The organism is Sporolactobacillus sp. BBK16-2, from assembly GCF_059878335.1.
The window spans coordinates 892,333-911,915 of the sequence record NZ_CM187611.1; the positions used below are offsets into that span (position 1 = coordinate 892,333).

A 19,583-nucleotide genomic window follows, 5' to 3' on the forward strand; every position below is an offset into this window, starting at 1 on the left:
GGAAAAGAGTGGAACTATGGAAACAACGATGGAACAACGCATGCTAAAAGTACCTCCGCGTAAAATTATGACTCCGGGACCGGTTGAGGTTGATCCGCGCGTGCTGCGCGCGATGTCGATGCCGATTCTCGGGCAGTTCGATCCGGCGTTTACGCAGGTCATGAACGAAGTAATGGCTATGCTGCGCGAGGCTTTTCAAACAAAAAACCAGTGGGCTTATCCGATTGATGGAACCTCGCGGGCCGGACTTGAGGCGGTCATTGCTAGTCTCATAGAACCGGGGGATCGGATGCTTGTCCCGATCTATGGTCGTTTTGGCGATTTGTTTGTTGAAATCGGTGAGCGTTACGGCGCGGAAATTCATACGATGACCTGCCCGTGGGGAACGGTTTTTGATCCGCAGGACGTCATTGCGGAAATCAAGAAGGTTCAACCTAAAGTCGTAGCACTGGTTCACGGGGAAACGTCGACCGGACGGATGCAGCCTCTGTCTGAAATCGGCCATGCATGCCGAGAATTGAATGCGCTGCTCGTCGTCGATAGTGTGGCGACGTTCGGCGGTGCCGATGTCCGCGCTGATGAATGGTGCCTTGACGCGGTGATCGGCGGCGCGCAAAAATGTCTTTCCGTACCATCTGGAATAACGCCGATCACATACAACGAACGAGTGGAACACGTGATTTTGAGCAGGAAGAAGGTTGAGCGTGGAATTGCGACCGAGTCAGATCAACAGGCAGCTGCCGTCAGCCCGATCCGAAGCAATTATTTTGACTTGAGTCAGCTTCAGGACTATTGGAGCGAACGCAGGCTGAATCATCATACTGAGGCGACATCAATGGAATACGCGCTGCATGAGGGGCTGCGGATTGTTTTGGATGAAGGGCTGGCGAAGCGTTTTGCACGGCACAAATTAAATGAAAAAGCGTTGGCGGCAGGCATTGAAGCCATGGGACTTGACTTGTTCGGAGATCCGGATTGCAAAATGCCGACAGTCACCTGCGTGTCGGTTCCTGAAGGCGCGAATGCAGATGAGGTACGAAATGTATTGTTGACTCAATTTGGTATTGAAATTGCCGGCTCATTCGGCTCTCTTCAAGGGAAGATTTGGCGAATCGGTACAATGGGCTACGGCTGCCGCAAGGATAATGTGCTCACGGTTCTTGCCGGATTGGAAGCTTCGTTGATTCGTTGCGGTGTCTCCGTCAATCGCGGAGAAGGGCTGCAGGCGGCGATGGATGTTTATGATGAGGCAGCGGATTAAATAACAATTCGGATTGTTTTCATTTTAAGGGAGATGAAGGCTGTGCCTTATGATTTGCTGATCAAAAATGGTGATGTTGTGCTGTCGAATGAAGTGAAAAGACTCGATATCGGTATTAACAACGGAAAAATCACAGCACTGGGTCAGGTATTGGATGGAGAAGCAAAACAAGTCGTCAATGCTGAAGGGATGACCGTTTTTCCTGGAATGATTGATGTTCATGTTCACTTTGATGAGCCGGGCCGAGAGAATTGGGAAGGCTTTGAAACCGGTTCGGCAATGCTTGCCGCCGGCGGTTGCACCACCTTTTTTGATATGCCGCTTAATGGTATTCCTTCAACAGTTACTAAAGAAGCATTTGTTGATAAAGTGGCGGTTGGTGAAGCAAAGTCACACATTGACTTTGGCCTTTGGGGCGGGCTTGTTCCGGAGAATCTGAATGACTTGGCTGATCTGGCCGATGCTGGCGCGATCGGGTTTAAAGCATTTTTATCTCCTTCAGGAAATCCCTATTTTCATTCTGTTGATGATGAATCACTCCTTGAAGGGATGAAGCGCATTGCAAAAACCGGATCCGTGCTCGCCCTTCACTCGGAAAGCGCCCCGCTCGTCACTTTTCTTCAAAAGGAAAAAGAAGCTAAAGGGTTAACGGGGTATGATGACTATGCAGAATCTCGCCCTGTCCAGGCGGAAACTGAGGCTGTTTCACGAGCCTTGACATTCGCTGAGGTGACCGGCTGTCCACTACATTTTGTTCATATCAGTACGGTTGAGGCCGTTGCATTAATTCAAGCCGCCAAAAAGAGAGGGCAGGACGTTACGCTTGAAACCTGCCCGCACTATTTGCTTTATAGTCATGAGGATTTTCGCAAGATCGGTGTTGTGGGGAAATGTGCACCTCCGCTTCGTTCGGAAGCTGAACGGAGTGGTTTGGTCAATCTTCTGATTCAAGGACAGATTGACCTGGTCTCCTCTGATCATTCGCCATGTGAATGGAAAGACAAGCAGACAGACAGCATATTTACCGCCTGGGGCGGCATTAGCGGCGGTCAGTTTTCGTTATTAAGCGCGATTGAGATTGCCTTGACTCATGATCTTCCGCTCACTAAAGTAGCAGACTGGACGGCGAAGCAACCAGCGGAGCGTTTTCGGCTCACAGCGCAAAAGGGAGAAATCCGCAAAGGCGCTGATGCGGACCTTGCGGTTGTAGCACTTGATAAGCCTGAACAGGTAACAACAGATAAGCTTTATCAAAAGAATAAATTCAGCCTGTACGAGGGCCATGTTTTCCCTTCGAGCATTCAGACAACGATTAATCGAGGGACAGTTGTCTACTCTAATGCGGATGGCATCAACGGCGCAGCGGCGGGAAAATGGATCCGTCCAGGAAAGTAATTGTAATATAGCCTCTATCTATAGTAATGGATTGACCGTGTATAAAGTGTACACGGTTTATTTGTGTCATAAAATATGACATATTTTATATATACATCTAGGAGAATAGTTAACTTAGTACAAAAAAGAATTACTTTTTTATATATTATAGCTAATGACAAACATAGAAATGCTCTTTAATATAATCTATGTAATATTATTTAACGTACTTTGTGAGTTGAAGAAACATTATTTTCTGCACGATTCATCAAAAGGGATTAGGATGTCCAAAAACAGATTGGCTGAAGTTGGGTAATTGATTTGCTTATTAATATCAAAATATTCTGGATGATGGAGGGTATGAGTATGGGTTCAAATGAAATTTTTAAAGGGACGATCACGGAACCGAGTTCACACTTGTATAACGAAGATTTGGCTCCCGCCAAAGAAAGACGCTGGACGACCTACAGCTTACTGTCGATGTGGATGTCCGATGTGCACAGTATCGGTACCTATACTTTTGCAGCCGGCTTATTTTTTCTTGGATTGACCGGTTGGGAAGTCCTTGTTGCAGAAATCATTGGCGCTTTTGCTGTCATGTATCTTGCCAATATGACCGGTGTTGCAGGAACCAAGCTTGGTGTGCCTTATCCGGTTCTGTCGCGCATTTCATTTGGCGTATTCGGCGGGAATGTGCCTGCATTGATTCGCGGATTCATCGCTATTTTTTGGTATGGAATTCAGACGTACCTTTCATCAGTTGCCGTTGTCGCGATTCTATTGCTTATCTTTCCGGACATGAAATCAATGATGGGCTACACATTCCTTGGACTTTCACTTCCCGGATGGATCGGTTTTCTCTTTCTTTGGTTGTTGCAGTTCGTTGTATTTAATTATGGAATGGAATTTATTCGTAAATTTGATAACTTCTGCGGTCCTGTTGTTTATCTGATGATGCTGATCTTAATCGTCTGGATCGCGATCAAGGCAGGCGGAAAAATAAACATCGGTGTCAGCCCTGTAAAGATTTCTTCAGGACAGGCAGTGATTCAATTTTTCAGTGCGATTTCACTTGTCATTGCCTATTTTTCAACAATCATTCTGAATGTCAGTGACTTTACTCGCTTTTCACCTTCAGTGAAGACAACGAAACGGGGGAATTTCTGGGGGCTGCCCGTTAACTTTACCGCTTTTTCACTGGCTTCTGTTGTTGTGACAGCCGGGACCATTACTGTATTTGGGAAAGCGATAACGGATCCGGTTCTCCTCATTCAGCGTGTGAGCAATCCGTTTTTCCTCGTTATCGGCGCAATCGTCTTTATCATTGCCACAATGGGTGTGAATATCGTTGCTAATCTTGTATCTCCTGCTTATGACTTTGCCAATCTTGCACCGAAACATATCAATTTTCGCCGCGGAGCGATGATTACTTCGATTCTCTCAATCGTTGTCATGCCGTGGCAAGTGTACAGCAATCCGGTTGCCGTCAACTATTTTCTCGGCGGACTTGGCGCTTTTCTCGGACCGATCTTCGCAATTATCATTGTTGATTACTATTTAATTAAGCGCGGTAAGATCAATGTGCAAGCATTGTATGAAGAGAAAAAGGGTGAATACTGGTATAAGAACGGGTACCATGTAAAAGCGTTCATCGCATTTATTGTAGGAATCATTATCACGGTTCCTCTGGCACTCATCCCTGTATTCTCAGCAGTTGCCGCATTCTCATGGCCGATCGGTGTGCTGATCACAGGAATCGTTTATGGTGCTATAATGCGGAGCGAACAGGTAGCCGCAAGCACTGAATTTTCCGGAGCGGAGTAAAGGTTTCCTAACTTTATAGATAAATAGATAGGACGAAAACATGAGTGAGCTGCTGCTTACTCATGTTTTTTTTCGAACATTCGTCCGTATTATTTATGATTTTCAAGAAAATTTTTCAACTCTTTTTATCTTTCAGGGGACAACGCATGCCAGCGTATTCCTCGAACAGCGCCTTCAAGTGCATAGAACTTGCATAGACAAGCGGATGGATCATTTACCTTCATAGCTAGAAAGGCTTGTTCACTTCCCATAGCGCGTAATTCTTCCGCAGTGCGAATATGGATTCGATGTAATTCCTTAACAAGTACTGGTCCGAGGTTGGGGAGGCTGGGTAGCTCAGTCATGAGAATCGCTCTTTTTCCATGCAGGAAGCTTACGCATCATGAACGCTGCGGATTCTTGAGCGACATTGGCATTGAGCCCTTGGGTTCTTATGATGAACTGGGTCATAGATGCCAGTTTTTCATCATAGCTTTGCATGCTCCCATCTGGCCGTGCGCAAAATTTGCAATAGTCTTTCGTTGTGTCGCCAAGTGGATAATCGTCAACATTTTTCATAGGCATACCACATGCAATACATTGCTTCATTTTTCATCGACCTCCGAATCAAACACATCAAGTGCCGGTTTCAGGCATGTTGCAACACCTTTAATTCCAGATACAGTCAGCGTCATTAAAATTGCTTCTTTTAGTTCATCACGTGAAGCACCAAGATTTTTCACCATATGGGTATGGGCGGTAACAGCGGCAGCATCTCCTTGCGATGCTTTCATGGAGATATAGATAAGCTGTTTCGTCTTTGGATCAAGTCCTGTTGATGTTGATAGCGTTCTGATGAGCCCATTAAACGCTTGCGCGGCTTCAGGGGCTTCCTTCATAAAAAAATTCATCATATTCATTTACAATCCACCTCCAGTAGTTTTAAAAAATTTGCTATTAATTGGTTTTTATAAAGAGCAAGGACTGATCCTTGCGGTGCAAACAGCCTACGGTTCATCAGATAGTAATGAATGAGTCCGATCCATGTGTTGAATAGGAACGAAAAGGGGAGATCCTTTATTTTTTTCTCATTCTTCAATTGAGTCATGACTTGATCCAAATGATGGGCAATCACTGATTGAATACCAATCACTGTTTGTTGTGCTTCTTCCGGCAATTGCTGCAAGTCCATGATCAAATGGGTGTAAAGTGATTCACTTGCTTCAATCGCGGTTAGATGTGTTTGCAAAACGTCACTGAGACAATGTCCCGGTTCCGATGATTCATGGATTTGTGCCGTTAGTGCCGTTCCTAAATTGTCAATCACTGCCAGGATTAATTTTTCCTGTGATTGGAAATGAAGAAAGACAGTGCCATGAGCGACACCGGCTTCTTTGGCAATCATCTGTGTTGATGGACGTATAAAGCCATTGATTGCATAAACATGTTCGGCGGCCGTAAGAATTGCTGCGCGTGTCTGCTGTCTTTGTTGCTCTCGCTTATTCATTAAATGACTCCTCACTCACTGACTGTATAGTCATTATAATTCCGTGTCTTTAATTTCGCAAGTCATGTGTCAGCAAACGGCGTTGACAGCATTCTTTTGAAATGCTTCAATCATCTTTGAAATGAAAAAACACGATCCGGTTGGTATTGATTGTTGCGCGGCATGTGTTCGGACCGGAGCCTAGCAATCCTGATGTTTTATCTTTTGTTTGTTGTGGCTTGGATCAACTCATTGATCGAAGTCTGCCTGTTGCTCGAGAGAAGGAAGCTATTCATCCCCGTAAATGCATCAATGCGAAGCGATTAAGGCGCATGGCCAAAAAAGAATCCCGTAATTCAGGGATTGGTACAAAAGCGCAAAAAGCTTTGAAAGAAGCATTCGAACAAAAAAAGAAAATACACCGCTTGCGCAGTAAGGAAGAAAAAAAGATTTTAAAGCAGCAGGAGTATCAATTGAGAAAAAAGAAAGCCAAGCTGAGACATCGCGGAAAAATCTAATTTTCCGCTAAAATAAAGCGCCACCATTTTGCAACAAAAAGCATGGTATAATAGAAGCGGATTGAACAGAACGGGGGACGATTTCTATTATGGATAAAACACCGCTTTTTCTAGAGCCGGCGCTTCACGATAAGATCTGGGGCGGCACGCGGCTGCGCGACTTGTTCGGGTATAACATACCGAGCGAAACAACTGGTGAATGCTGGGGGATTTCAGCGCACCCGAATGGCCCGGCTGTAATCAAAAACGGGACTCTTGCAGGTAAAACGCTTGCCGACGCATGGGCACAGCACAGGGAATTGTTCGACAACTATGCCGGAGATGACTTTCCCCTGCTGACCAAAATTCTTGACGCACGTACGGATCTTTCCGTGCAGGTTCATCCGGACGATGCCTATGCACAGGCTAAGGAGCATGTGCCATTCGGCAAGACGGAGTGCTGGTACATTATTGACTGTGATGCAGATTCAGAAATTGTATACGGACATACTGCCCAAACACGAGAGGACTTCCGCAAGGCCGTTGCCGAGAAGAAATGGGACAGCCTGCTGCGTCGTGTAAAGGTTAAACCAGGAGACTTTTTCTATGTGCCGAGCGGGACCATTCACGCGATCTGCGGCGGTTGCCTGATACTTGAGACTCAGCAAAGTTCAGATACAACCTATCGTGTCTATGACTATGACCGGCCCGGAGCGGACGGAAAACCACGTGAACTGCATATTCAGCAGTCCATTGATGTCGCAAATTGTCCGCATGTCGATCCCGAGCTGACCTATCATGTGCGTCAGGAAACGGAAGCAAAATTCACCGAATTACTGCGTGAGAGCCTGTTTACCGTCTCTCACTGGGAAGTGCGCGGCTGCACGGAACCGATCAAGAAGAACTGGCCGTTCCTGCTGATGAGTGTGCTTGACGGTGAAGGAAGGCTTCAAATTGACGATTCGAGCTATGATTTGAAAAAAGGCGACCATCTTGTAGTACCTGCATCTGTTGAAACGCTGCAGATCATCGGTCATGCAGACCTGATTGTGTCGAATCCAGTATAAATGAGCGGCATGAGAAAAAAGCCGGCGATCATGGTGATCGGTGCGAAGCAATCCGATCACACTGGATTTACTAAGCATAAGAAACAGTTGATTATCAGTCGTAAAATACAAGGAATCGCGACTGTTTTCTTACTTGAAAACAATGGCGATGAATTGAGAAAAAATGAGCTTTCGATCGTTAAACGGGGGATTGCTCGTTGCAACTTAATTCTGCTACTTCAGAATGCAGCAGTTGGTATCGCTCTGCAGGCGGCCGCAATTGCCAAAATACATGATGTGAACGTCTTGATTGATTCGGAACCGATGCTCACATTGACCGAAAAAATAAGACGTGCCACTGACCAGATCAGGCATATTGACCAGAAGAAACGCGTTGCCGCTAAAAAATGGCGAAAACGACATATATAAAATGGGAGCGAGGGGTTGTCCCCACGCTCCCATTTATACTCAGCAGTTATTTTTTCTTCAGAAAATCATAAATGGTCGCAAAATCGTACTCGCCTTTACCTTGCTGCTGGCATAATCCGTACATTGCCTTTAGAGTGTTCGATAGCGGAAGGGCAAAGCCATGCTTGTACGCTTCCTCGGAAGCGAGCTCCATATCTTTATAGATGCTGTTTACTTTGAAGTCCGCGTTCTCGAAGTCTTCGTTCATCATTTTGCTCTCCTTGAAATGAAGAATCGGCGCGGCAGTTGGACCTGCAAACAGTGATTTGATCACACCAGCTTTGTCCAGGCCAAGACTTTCACCGAAAGCAACCGCTTCGGAAAAAGCAGCGACAGTCTGTCCGAGCATCAGGTTATTGACCAATTTCATCGCCGTACCGGTTCCATTTGCTCCTTTATGATGAATTTCTTTTCCCATGATGTTGAGCAATGGACGTACCTTTTCTAGGTCTCGAGATTCACCGCCGACGAAGAAGATCAATTCGCCTTTTTCAGCAGGACCCGTTGAACCTGCGACCGGTGCATCCAAAAAGTGAATGCCTTCACGTTTTGCGGCATCAGCTAATTTTACCGATTGAGTCGGGCTGATCGTACTGCTGTCTACCCAAAGTGCGTCTTGTTTCATACCGGCAAGCAGTCCATTGTCGCCGTAAGCGACTGCATCTACCGCCTGAGGGTTGGCGAGCATGGTAAATACGATGTCAGCTTGTGAACCGACCTCCTTTGGTGAACCTGCCAGCAGCGCACCTTTTTTAATCAGTGGTTCGGTTTTCGACTTGGTGCGGTTGTAAACGATCAGTTCATGTCCTGCGTCAAGCAGACGTCTAGCCATGCGGCTGCCCATAATACCGATTCCAATAAATCCAATCATCTATCATCTCTCCTTGCTTGCGGCTGTTTTGTTTCTCAACACCGCTTTTCATCAAAATAAGGAAGTACGAAGATTTCGTACCTGCTTCAGCCAAGTTTTCGTCAATAGGCTCATTCGATTGAGTCCCTACTGTCAGAATAGCACAAAAATCCGTGAATACACATTGACTTGCTTAGAAAGCTGGTTGACCTAAAAACGATCATGATATAATGAAAAGCATAAATGTTTGTATACGGAGGTTTTCATTTGATTGAAATTATTGCTACTGCAGAATCATTGGAGCAGGCTGAAGCACTAATCGACGCCGGGGCGGACAGGCTCTATGTCGGCGGTCATCCATTCGGTCTGCGCCTGCCAAAGCCGCTCAGTTTAGAAAGTATTGGTCGGATTTCCGACTTGGTGCATCGCCGCGGGAAAAAAATAACGGTTGCCTGCAACGCACTGATGCATAACGAACAGATCAGTGCATTGGCTCCGTACTTGTCTCAACTTGGAAAATTTGGTGTGGATACTGTTTCAATTGGAGATCCTGGTGCAATTTTTGTCTTGAGGGAATTGGGACTCCCGTTGAATTTTATTTATGATGCCGGCACATTGGTTACTTCGGCGGAACAGGTTGCTTTTTGGATCAGTCAAGGTGCCTCAGGCGCAGTTGCCGCCCGCGAATTAACTTTAAAAGAATTAATTGAGATGCAGCAAAAATTGGATCAGCCCATCGAGGTCCAGGTTTACGGACCAACATGTATTCATCAATCCGGACGCCCGCTCCTGAAAAATTATTTTAAGTACACCGGTGGAGTTGAGAAGAACGATCAGACACTGTACCTGCGCGATCCGAAAAATCCGGACAGTCAATATCCTATTTTTGAAGATACGGACGGGACTCATATTTTTTCAACGGATGATCTATCATTGATGGGGCAGCTGAAATTAATGCGCGAGAACGGCTTGAATACATGGAAGCTTGACGGCGTGCTGCTCCATGGTGAACGCTTTGTTCAAATTGTGTCGCTTTTTGCTGAGGCAAGACGAGCACTTGAATCCGGCGCTTTTGTACCGGAGAGCTTTTGCAACCGTTTAGTCAAGCTGCAGCCGGCACATCGGCCGCTCGGTACCGGTTTTTACTTGAAAAATCCTGAAGACGTTCATTAATAGAACAGCCTCTTAGACTATTGCATGCAAGAAGGAGAACAAAGATGAAAAAGATTGAGAAGAAACCTGAAGTGCTTGCTCCGGCAGGCAATTTAGAAAAGCTGAAAATGGCGATCCGTTACGGCGCGGATGCAGTCTACATTGGCGGTCAGGCATTTGGGCTGCGCTCGCGTGCAGGCAACTTTTCCTATGAAGAGATGTCTGAAGGTGTCGCTTTCGCTCACGAACACGGGGCGAAGGTTTTTGTTGCGGCAAACATGGTGACGCATGAAGGTGACGGTAATGGAGCAGACGAATTCTTTAAGACGCTGCAATCCATTGGCGTGGATGCGGTGATCATTTCGGATCCGGCGTTGATTGTCGTCTGCTTTAACGCCGCACCGGGACTGCCAATCCATTTGTCGACGCAAGCCTCGGCGACGAATTACAAGACACTTGAGTTCTGGAAAAGCATCGGACTCGAGCGCGTGGTGCTTGCAAGAGAAGTAGGTATTGAGGAAATCCGCGAAATGCGCCGCCATACAGATATCGAGATTGAAGCCTTCATTCATGGCGCGATGTGCATTGCCTATTCAGGACGCTGCACGCTCTCCAATCACATGGTGAATCGTGACGCGAATCGCGGCGGCTGCGCTCAGTCCTGCCGTTGGAAATACGATCTGTTCGACATGGACAACGGTGAGCCGAACAGTCATCTGCGCGATGATGAGCCGTTTTCGATGAGTGCGGTCGATTTGTCAATGCTTCATCATCTGCCTGATATGATTGATGCAGGTGTTAACAGCTTGAAAATTGAAGGCCGAATGAAATCGATCCATTATGTATCAACGGTTTCCAATGTGTATCGCAATGCGGTCGACGCTTACTGCAGCGATCCGGTACATTTTGTCTTTGATCCGGCATGGGATGATGAGATTTGGAAGGTCGCTCAGCGCGATCTGTCGACCGGTTTTTATTATGGTGTGCCGACCGAAAAGGAACAGCTCTTCGGCAAAGCGCGTAAAATACCGAAATACACTTTCGCAGCTCAAGTTTTAGATTACGATCCGGATACAAAGATCGCGACGCTGGAACAGCGCAATAATTTCGGTGTCGGCGAGGAAGTTGAATTTTACGGACCGGGATTTGCGCATTTCAAACAGACAGTGCGTGATCTGTGGAACGAGGACGGCGAACCGATTGACCGTGCTCCCAATCCGATGATGACCGTAACGATGACTGTCGACGCGCCGGTCGAACCTTACTTTTTGATGCGAAAAAAATCAGATGCATAAACTTATTAATCCTTTGCCTGTGCCAAATAGGTGAAGGATTTTTTATTTAAAATCCGTTTAAAAAATAATAATTTCAATTGATCCGCCTACCTTAGCGTCCATGTGGCCGCCTATGGGATGAGTGATGTCGGACATGCACACCTTGAATTTTCCGAAAAAAAAGACTACACTATTGTTAGCAGTCATTCAATGTGAGTGCTAATCTACCTTTCCTGTATCACCAATGAAGTTCAATTTAAAAGGAGCGCGGTTTTCGATATGAGTGAACAGGTAGCTTATGTAAGTACGTATCTTCCCCAGAAGTGCGGTATTGCCACATACACGTATCATTTGAGACAGAATGTGCAGAAGGCGAAGCGCAAGTCCTTGGCCGACCCGGTTGTCGTTATTAAGGATAAGGACACATCGTATCCCAATGATTCATTCTTCAAATGGTCCATTGAAAGAGAAAACAGATCGGATTATCTTAGGGTAGCTAAGGAAATCAATAAGAGTTCGGTGTCCGTCGTCTCACTTCAACATGAGTTCGGTATCTTCGGAGGCAATGCTGGCGATTATATCCTTGATTTTGTTCGTGCGCTGAAGAAGCCGCTCGTTACAACATTTCACACGGTCTTCAAGAAGCCCGAGGAGCCTTATGCATCAATCCAGCGCGAGCTTGCTGAACGCAGTGACAAAATCGTCGTAATGAACCATAAAGCCATTTCCTATTTAAAAGACAGCTTTCACATTAATAAAGATAAAATTGAATTTATTTCCCACGGCACACCGATTGCGGATATGAAAAAGCGCGCAGACTTTCGGAATAAGATCGGCTGGCAGGATCGCAAGGTAATCATGACCTTCGGATTTCTGAGTAGAAATAAGGGCATTGAAGCGGTCATTCGCGCACTTCCCAAAGTCGTTAAAAAAGTGCCGAATGCGCTTTACGTCATTATCGGGCAGACACATCCGAACGTGAAAAAGCTGGAAGGAGAATCTTATCGTGAGGAATTGAAGACCTTAATCCGTCAGCATCATCTGGAAAATCATGTACAAATGATTGACGAATTCATGACGGAGCAGGATCTTGTCCGCTATATCACCTCATGCGACTTATACATTACTCCTTACCCGGGACTTGATCAGATCACGAGCGGTACTTTGGCCTATGCGATCGGCTTAGGCAGGCCGGTATTGTCAACACCGTATCAATACGCGCAGGATCTGCTCAAGGGCTGTGAAGAATTATTTGTTGCGTATGATGATCAGGCCGGATGGGTCGAAAAGATGAATGCGCTACTTTCAAATGAGACGCTGCTTGCCGCTTATCAACGGAAAATGGCACATATCGGATTGCCGATGAGTTGGCCGCAAGTCGGGAAAAAATACAATAAAGTATTTTCGGAAGCAGTATTGAACCAACCGTCAATCGGGGTGGAATCGATTGCCAAGACTCAAGATTAAAATGACGCATCTGGAACGGATGACCGATGATACAGGTCTGGTCGAGCATGCGCTCGGAAACATTCCGCGTCGCAGCGAGGGCTACTCAACAGACGATAATGCCCGCGCACTGTGGCTCGTCTCGGAATGGCAGAAGCTTATTGCGGGAGATCCATTGAAAGGCATGGAAAGCCTGCAGCTGCGTCGGTTGTCTTCGGTTTACCTGTCCTTTCTTGAATACGCGCAGCAAGCGGATGGTCATTTTCATAATAATTACGCCTATGATCGAACATTGGAAGAAGAACAGCCCTCGGAAGACTGCCTCGGACGATCGCTTTGGGCTTGCGCGGTTGCCTGCTTGGATCTTCCGAATCCGGACAGTCGCTGGGCAGCAGCTGCACTGTTTCAAAAGGCCTTTCCATTGGTCAAAAAGTTAAACTTTCCGCGCGGAACGGCCTATGCACTTTCGGCAGCAAGCTTGCTCAACATGCGCTGCGGTGAACTGAGCTGGACGCCTGAATTTCAAAATTTTGTTCGCGAAGAAACACCGGAATGTATTGAGAACCTGGAAGCAAAGCTGCTTGCTCTGTTTGAGCGTAACTCAGATACGAGCTGGCGCTGGTTTGAACCGGTAATGACCTACGGAAACGGAGTGTTGCCCTGGGCACTTTTCCATTCGTTCAGCGTCAGTGGAAACAGTGACACGTTGCTCATTGCGGAAGAATCGCTTGATTTTCTTATAAACAAAATGACGCGTGAGGACGGTTTGGTTCATCCAATTGGCAATCATGGGTGGTGCACGCGAGAATGCGCCAGCCAGTGGGATCAGCAGCCGCTTGAAGTGATGAAATTGGCGCTTGCCGCAGAACAAGCCGTCTCTGCTCTCAGTACTCCGGAGAAGTATCTCAGAGTCCTAGAAAATTGCCGCAACTGGTTCCATGGCGCAAATGACCTGCATGTGCCGGTTGCAGATGCTGCAGAAGGCGGCGGCCGCGACGGCTTGGAGGAAAAGGGCATCAACCGAAACCAAGGTGCCGAGTCAACGATTGCTTATTTGATGACCGAGCTGATTTATTGGCGAACCTTAAAAGAAAGCAAAGGCGCAGAGGAGCAGCGTGGCTATTCTCTGTAAAAAATCTACAATCTTATTTAAAAAGTGATGTGCCGGACCAATGGGTCACGGGCATTATTTTTTTACTTTTTTTTGCTAAATAAATATTATTTCAAAAAAGGACGGGCAAAAAAACAAAAAAGACCAAATTTCATGTTGACAAAAATGTTTCCTTAATGCAAAATAATGATGCAGACGAAACAAAGGAGCTGAAGAAAATGGAGGATGCAATCGATTTACATCGGCGCAGGAAAAAACATGTGATGCATTACTCAGACGGAGCGAGCTTGGAAGAAATCAATAACACGGTCGCGCTGCCTAAGAAAGCGGGCTTTTGGAAAATGCTGGCCGCTTATAGTGGACCGGGGGCTCTGGTTGCCGTCGGCTACATGGATCCTGGCAACTGGATCACGTCGATACAAGGCGGTTCGCAATATGCGTATACACTCCTGTCGGTGATTTTGATCTCGAATTTAATTGCGATGCTGCTGCAAAGTATGTCGGCACGATTAGGAATTGTCACAGGTATGGATCTTGCTCAAGCCACGCGAAAGGCTACAAATAAGCCGGTTTCCATCGTGTTGTGGATCATGACCGAGCTTGCCATTATGGCGACCGATATAGCAGAAGTCATCGGCGGTGCCGTCGCACTTGAACTTTTATTTAAACTTCCGCTTCTTGTCGGCGTCCTCATTACGACGCTTGATGTACTCCTGTTGCTTACCTTGACGAAAGTCGGGTTTAGAAAAATTGAAGCCATCGTTGCTACGTTAATCGCTACGATTCTTGTTGTTTTCCTTTATGAAGTGATGCTTTCTAATCCGTCCGCCGGGCAGATTTTTGCTGGTTATGTGCCTAGCCCGGCGATTGCGTCAGATAAAGGTGCCCTTTTACTCGCACTCGGTATTGTGGGAGCAACGGTTATGCCGCATAACCTGTACCTGCATTCATCGATTGTTCAAGCGCGCCAGTTTGAACGCAATGATAAAGGAAAGAAACAAGCGATCCGATTCGCGACGATTGACTCCAATGTCAGTTTGTCGGTAGCATTTGTCATTAACAGTCTGCTCCTTATCCTTGGAGCTTCAATGTTTTACGGGCATGCCAGTAATCTCGGACGTTTTACTGATCTCTACAATGCGCTCGGCAATTCGCAGATTGTCGGCGTGATCGCAAGTCCGGTACTCAGCACACTTTTTGCCATCGCCTTACTCGCCTCCGGACAGAATTCCACAATAACCGGAACACTATCCGGGCAGATTGTCATGGAAGGCTTCATCCGCATGAAAGTCCCAATGTGGCTGCGTCGAATCATCACTCGTCTGATCGCAGTTGTACCGGTGATCATCTGTGTCATTCTGTACGGAGGACGAGAGGAAGCGGTCGAGCAACTGCTCCTTTATACTCAAGTTTTTCTCAGTATTCAACTTCCATTCGCTATTATTCCCTTAACGATTTTTACCAGCAGTAAAAAAATGATGGGCAGGTTTGCCAATCCTACTTGGATTAAATATCTGGCATGGGTGATTACCGTGATTCTAACCTGTTTAAACATATTCCTGATTTACGGCACATTCAGCGGCTGATCAAAAATTACTATACTATAGAAGAAAAAGTAAAGATGCGAGTCTGCTTATGCAAGGAGGCTCGCATTTTTTGTGTGAAAAATCATTAATCATAGTTGAATACTGTGACTAATGATTGACTTCTTTACTGACGACTTATACGATGGAATTATTAACAAAGCGACCGCGATTCCTAAGCAAGGTCGGGGGAGAGAAAAGGGGATAAGGTATGGCTGATTATAGCAAGTCCGATTTTATCACACGCTGCATTCATGTTGGTAATGATATCGATAGCGAGACGGGAGCTATTCGCAGACCAATTACAATGGCAAACAGTTACCGGCTGCCGGATGATGCGTCGACACTCAATTGGAGCGACCCGAACAATTTGATCTACACGCGAACCACTTCCGCAAATCAGATATACTTGCAGGAACGCCTTGCCTCACTTGAAGGCGGTGAGGATTGTGTGGTACTCGCGACGGGAGTTGCGGCACTTGCAGGCGTCTTTTTCAGCTTTATCGACAAGGACGCACATGTGATTTGCACCGATGTCTCGTACATAGCGGTCTATCGTCTGCTCCATGAATATTTTCCAGATAAATATGGTATTGAAGTCTCGCTTGTAGATACTTCGGATCCCGAAGCAGTGCGGCAAGCAATTCGTCCGAACACGAGACTGATTCATTTGGAAACGCCGGGAAACCCGACGACTCGTGTCAGTGATATCGCTGAAATCGCAAAAATCGCTCATGAAGCTGGTGCGTTGGTTTCCGTCGACAGTACGTTTGCCTCACCGTATATTCAGCGGCCGCTCGAACTGGGTGCGGATCTTGTCATTCATAGCCTCACCAAATACATTAATGGTCACGGTGATGCGATGGGCGGAGCGGTGATTGGAAAAAAAGAATTGATTGATAAAATTAAACGTGAAGCAATGGTCAATATCGGCGGAGCGATCAGCCCGTTCAATGCATGGCTAATAACACGCGGTGTCGTAACACTGCCGTTGCGTATGAAACAGCATAGTGAGACTGCACTTAAAATTGCTGAATTTTTGGAAAGCCATCCCGCGGTGACGTTCGTTGCTTATCCGGGACTCAACAGCCATCCGCAGCATGCAATTGCTAAGAAGCAGATGCACGGATTATACTCCGGTGTACTCTCTTTCGGTATTAACGGCGATGTTGCGCGTCACAATGATTTTGTGAATTCACTCAAACTGATCATATCCGCAGTCTCGATTGGACACGATGAAAGCTTGATCGTGTATACTGGTCCTGATGATGAGCGCATCCATTTTTATCCCGAAGAATTCCGTGAACACGGATTTTTGCGGTTCAGCGTCGGACTTGAGAGTGCCAATGATCTTATTGCCGATTTAACACAGGCATTTGAAAAAGTAGGGTTGTAATGTAATAGGTTTAATTTTGCGGGGAGTCCATTAATAGATTCCTTTTTTAATTAGGAAAAGTCAATCCTCAAGAATACAGGAAAACGAGGCGATCTTAGAGGCGCTCTGATTCATCCTGGCTGCGGAGAAAAGCCTTCATTAGTAACTTTAATGTTGAAGAAAATTTCAATAGAACGATAAGAATATGAAAAAAAATTGAAGATTTTAATCAAAATGGATGAATAATGATGATTTGTATGTTATTGTAATGATAACAAAAAAGAATGATTATTGAACCGATAATGCTGTGCAGAAGAGGACATCGTTTTGGGTGGAATTTGTGCGTCTAGAATCTTTTGAGCGTATGGTTTCCCTTGAACAGGACGAGTCCTGTAAAGTAGTTAATAGAGTTAACTTTATGACAGCGAAAATCTATTTCTTCATCATGCATGATTAATAGATAAAGATCGGTTGAATGTTCATGTTTAAAGGAGATGTTCATGTGGCTGAAGTAAAGCATGTGGAACGCGCAGAATCGCGCCGTATTGCAGGAAACATTTTAAAAGGATCATTAGGTAACATGATTGAATGGTACGATTGGTACGTGTACGCTGCCTTTGCGGTGTATTTCTCGACCGACTTTTTCCCTTCAGGAGATACAACATCACAGCTGCTGAACACAGCCGCTATTTTCGCCATCGGCTTTCTGATGCGGCCGATCGGTAGCTTAATCATGGGCCGTTATGCGGACCGTCATGGCCGCCGCGCCGCGCTCACCCTGTCAATTACAATTATGGCCGGCGGATCGCTGGTGATCGCTGTCACACCGAACTTCCAGACAATTGGTGTTTTTGCACCGATTATTCTTGTCTTAGCTCGACTTTTTCAAGGGCTGTCGCTTGGCGGTGAGTATGGAACCTCAGCGACTTATCTTTCCGAAATGGCGAATAAAGGCCGCCGTGGTTTCTATTCCAGTTTCCAATATGTTACCTTGGTTGGCGGTCAATTGGTCGCGCTTGGTGTTCAAATTGTGCTTCAATTACTGCTGAACGAGGATCAGCTCAAATTATGGGGCTGGCGCATTCCGTTTGTGATTGGAGCGCTTGGTGCGCTTGCCGTCCTGTGGCTCCGACTGTCGATGGATGAATCCGATCAGTTTAAGAAAATGTCAGGCAAGTCGAAAAAGAATGCCGGAACAATCAAAGCACTGATGAAATATCCGCGTGCAGTTCTGACTGTTGTCGGACTGACACTTGGTGGTACAGTCGCTTTTTACACCTACACAACGTATTTGCAGAAATTCATGATCAACTCAGTCGGATTGGATAAGGAAGTTGTCAGCATCATCAATTTTGTCGCACTGCTCATCTTCTTAATCCTGCAGCCGCTTGCCGGTATGTTGTCCGATCATATCGGCCGCCGTCCACTGCTGTTCTTCTTCGGTATCTCAGGGACTGTGCTGACCGTTCCACTGTTCCTACTCATGCAATCATCGCACAACGTGATTGCCGCGTTCCTGTTGATGATGCTCGGCTTGGTCATCGTCACCGGCTATACCTCGATCAATGCGATCGTTAAAGCCGAACTGTTTCCAACCGAAATTCGTGCACTCGGCGTCGGGCTTCCCTATGGCCTGACGGTTGCCATCTTTGGCGGTACCGCCGAATTTGTCGCCCTATGGTTCAAGAGCATCGGCATCGAAACCATGTTCTTCTTCTACGTTGCCATCTGCATCTTCGTCAGCTTGATCGTGTATTGGCGCATGCAAGAGTCATCGAAGAACTCATACATTGAGGCGGAGTTGGAAGAAAAATAAGAGAAACATATTCATAGATTAATAGATAGAAATCAGCATCCGAATTCGCGTGAAAGCGCGAGGCGGGTGCTGTTTTTATTTCACCAGTCGAAAAATATAATAAAATAAATATTAGGTCCATTTTACTGTGTGATTTGTCTTGAAAACTATTGAACTTGCAACGGTGATTATGCGATGATACTAACAAATGAATACAAAATATACTCCAACATAATCTCTCATCATAATCGCCACGCCGAGGAGGCTACATTTATGACCCCCGTTCAGAGGAAATTTAAAAGACAAATGAACCAGTTGAAAAGAGAAGGAAACGTCTATGAGGATGATATTTATCATCCGGTCAGGCATCATCTGAAAGTGAAACAAGGAATCAGTGTGATTGGAGTCATTATTCTTGTCATATCAGCACTTTCAATTGCTCGTTACATCTATAACGACTATCAAGTTCATCGCTACAATCGTGTTGCCGATTATGTCCATCAATCGGGCGAACTCGTCAATGCTGGGAACAATCGTGTCTCAGAAGCAGTAAATCGAATCAATACTCGCCAATTAACCGATGACTATATGCTGATGGCAATCAGTCAAACAGAAACTTCTATAGAACAATTGGATCGTTTATCCGCTCCTCGTTCAGTCACTGCAGCAAAAGAACGACTTAAAGAAGTCCTTGATGCACAGTTGGATTTTTTTAAGCAACTCCAAATTCAAAATCGAACCCATACCTTGAATAACAAATCAATTAATTACTCACTTTCAACGATTCGCGATAAAACGGAGCAAGCGCGTTATGCTTTATTTAGAGGCCTGGATGACGCAAAAATTCAATATGACATTCAAAAAGATGGCACCGTTCGATTTCGCAACAAGGAAATAAATGTACCTGTTATTGTGCCATGAAATCATTGAATCTGAAAACCATATTTTTAATAAGAAAGAGCAAGTTTCTTTATTTAACAGGCAATTAAAGATGAACTGAGACAGTTTCATGTATACAATCCACCTTTTCCCAGAATACTTATTGTGAGGATTTGTTTTATG

Annotated in this window: 19 protein-coding genes; 14 read left to right on the plus strand and 5 right to left on the minus strand. The window is 45.8% G+C overall.

From position 1 onward, the window contains the following. The first annotated feature begins 16 nt into the window (after positions 1 to 16). The 3 genes from AC6F33_RS04465 (at position 17) to AC6F33_RS04475 (ending at position 4,459) form a co-directional block, all read left to right on the plus strand. Positions 17 to 1,261, plus strand: a complete 1,245-nt coding sequence (locus tag AC6F33_RS04465) for a pyridoxal-phosphate-dependent aminotransferase family protein (protein ID WP_177184672.1) — start codon at positions 17 to 19, stop codon at positions 1,259 to 1,261. 42 nt (positions 1,262 to 1,303) lie between these two features. After that, the gene (locus tag AC6F33_RS04470) at positions 1,304 to 2,656 is read left to right on the plus strand and encodes an allantoinase (RefSeq protein WP_500777817.1); all 1,353 of its coding nucleotides are present in this window, start codon (positions 1,304 to 1,306) and stop codon (positions 2,654 to 2,656) included. 345 nt (positions 2,657 to 3,001) lie between these two features. Further along, positions 3,002 to 4,459, plus strand: coding sequence for an NCS1 family nucleobase:cation symporter-1 (locus AC6F33_RS04475; RefSeq protein WP_480947656.1), 1,458 nt, complete (start codon positions 3,002 to 3,004; stop codon positions 4,457 to 4,459). 125 nt (positions 4,460 to 4,584) lie between these two features. Here the strand turns inward: AC6F33_RS04475 and AC6F33_RS04480 are convergent, their stop codons facing one another. Genes AC6F33_RS04480 through AC6F33_RS04495 form a run of 4 tightly spaced genes read right to left on the minus strand, consistent with a single transcriptional unit; the run spans position 4,585 to position 5,945 of the window. Beyond that, the gene (locus AC6F33_RS04480; RefSeq protein WP_500777818.1) at positions 4,585 to 4,803 is read right to left on the minus strand and encodes a TfoX/Sxy family protein; all 219 of its coding nucleotides are present in this window, start codon (positions 4,801 to 4,803) and stop codon (positions 4,585 to 4,587) included. Continuing rightward, on the minus strand, positions 4,796 to 5,047 hold the full coding sequence (locus AC6F33_RS04485; RefSeq protein ID WP_500777819.1) for a zinc ribbon domain-containing protein: 252 nt from the start codon (positions 5,045 to 5,047) through the stop codon (positions 4,796 to 4,798). The genes AC6F33_RS04480 and AC6F33_RS04485 overlap by 8 nt, the downstream gene beginning before the upstream one ends. Beyond that, positions 5,044 to 5,358 carry a carboxymuconolactone decarboxylase family protein gene (locus AC6F33_RS04490; protein WP_255747548.1) on the minus strand — a complete coding sequence of 105 codons (315 nt, stop codon included), beginning with the start codon at positions 5,356 to 5,358 and terminating at the stop codon, positions 5,044 to 5,046. Before AC6F33_RS04490 ends, AC6F33_RS04485 begins: the two co-directional genes overlap by 4 nt. Continuing rightward, entirely contained in the window at positions 5,355 to 5,945 is a 591-nt protein-coding gene (locus AC6F33_RS04495; RefSeq protein WP_255747547.1) for a TetR/AcrR family transcriptional regulator, read from the minus strand. Before AC6F33_RS04495 ends, AC6F33_RS04490 begins: the two co-directional genes overlap by 4 nt. A gap of 146 nt (positions 5,946 to 6,091) precedes the next feature. Here AC6F33_RS04495 and AC6F33_RS04500 point away from each other — a divergent pair, with 146 nt between their 5' ends. From AC6F33_RS04500 to AC6F33_RS04510, 3 genes are all read left to right on the plus strand, one after another. Continuing rightward, positions 6,092 to 6,442 (plus strand): YjdF family protein, encoded by a 351-nt coding sequence (locus AC6F33_RS04500; RefSeq protein WP_500778136.1) that lies wholly within the window; start codon positions 6,092 to 6,094, stop codon positions 6,440 to 6,442. Positions 6,443 to 6,531: 89 nt separating this feature from the next. Further along, entirely contained in the window at positions 6,532 to 7,488 is a 957-nt protein-coding gene (gene manA, locus AC6F33_RS04505) for a mannose-6-phosphate isomerase, class I (RefSeq protein ID WP_500777820.1), read from the plus strand. 9 nt (positions 7,489 to 7,497) lie between these two features. Further along, a complete protein-coding gene (locus tag AC6F33_RS04510; RefSeq protein WP_500777821.1) occupies positions 7,498 to 7,896 on the plus strand; it encodes a hypothetical protein in 399 nt (132 codons plus the stop codon). 46 nt (positions 7,897 to 7,942) lie between these two features. Here the strand turns inward: AC6F33_RS04510 and AC6F33_RS04515 are convergent, their stop codons facing one another. Further along, complete coding sequence (locus AC6F33_RS04515) at positions 7,943 to 8,806, minus strand: NAD(P)-dependent oxidoreductase (RefSeq protein ID WP_500777822.1); 864 nt, start codon at positions 8,804 to 8,806, stop codon at positions 7,943 to 7,945. Positions 8,807 to 9,055: 249 nt separating this feature from the next. Here AC6F33_RS04515 and AC6F33_RS04520 point away from each other — a divergent pair, with 249 nt between their 5' ends. From AC6F33_RS04520 to AC6F33_RS04555, 8 genes are all read left to right on the plus strand, one after another. After that, complete coding sequence (locus AC6F33_RS04520; RefSeq protein WP_255747699.1) at positions 9,056 to 9,958, plus strand: peptidase U32 family protein; 903 nt, start codon at positions 9,056 to 9,058, stop codon at positions 9,956 to 9,958. 44 nt (positions 9,959 to 10,002) lie between these two features. Next, positions 10,003 to 11,232 carry a peptidase U32 family protein gene (locus AC6F33_RS04525; RefSeq protein ID WP_255747538.1) on the plus strand — a complete coding sequence of 410 codons (1,230 nt, stop codon included), beginning with the start codon at positions 10,003 to 10,005 and terminating at the stop codon, positions 11,230 to 11,232. 258 nt (positions 11,233 to 11,490) lie between these two features. Next, positions 11,491 to 12,678, plus strand: coding sequence for a glycosyltransferase family 4 protein (locus tag AC6F33_RS04530; protein ID WP_255747537.1), 1,188 nt, complete (start codon positions 11,491 to 11,493; stop codon positions 12,676 to 12,678). After that, entirely contained in the window at positions 12,659 to 13,789 is a 1,131-nt protein-coding gene (locus AC6F33_RS04535; RefSeq protein ID WP_255747536.1) for a glycosyltransferase, read from the plus strand. Before AC6F33_RS04530 ends, AC6F33_RS04535 begins: the two co-directional genes overlap by 20 nt. Before the next feature lie 242 nt (positions 13,790 to 14,031). Continuing rightward, entirely contained in the window at positions 14,032 to 15,354 is a 1,323-nt protein-coding gene (locus AC6F33_RS04540) for an Nramp family divalent metal transporter (RefSeq protein ID WP_255747698.1), read from the plus strand. Between the two features lie 208 nt (positions 15,355 to 15,562). Continuing rightward, positions 15,563 to 16,747 (plus strand): trans-sulfuration enzyme family protein, encoded by a 1,185-nt coding sequence (locus AC6F33_RS04545; protein ID WP_500777823.1) that lies wholly within the window; start codon positions 15,563 to 15,565, stop codon positions 16,745 to 16,747. Positions 16,748 to 17,306: 559 nt separating this feature from the next. Continuing rightward, complete coding sequence (locus AC6F33_RS04550) at positions 17,307 to 18,542, plus strand: MFS transporter (protein WP_255747696.1); 1,236 nt, start codon at positions 17,307 to 17,309, stop codon at positions 18,540 to 18,542. Between the two features lie 252 nt (positions 18,543 to 18,794). Next, complete coding sequence (locus AC6F33_RS04555) at positions 18,795 to 19,442, plus strand: hypothetical protein (RefSeq protein WP_255747534.1); 648 nt, start codon at positions 18,795 to 18,797, stop codon at positions 19,440 to 19,442. Positions 19,443 to 19,583: the final 141 nt, after the last annotated feature.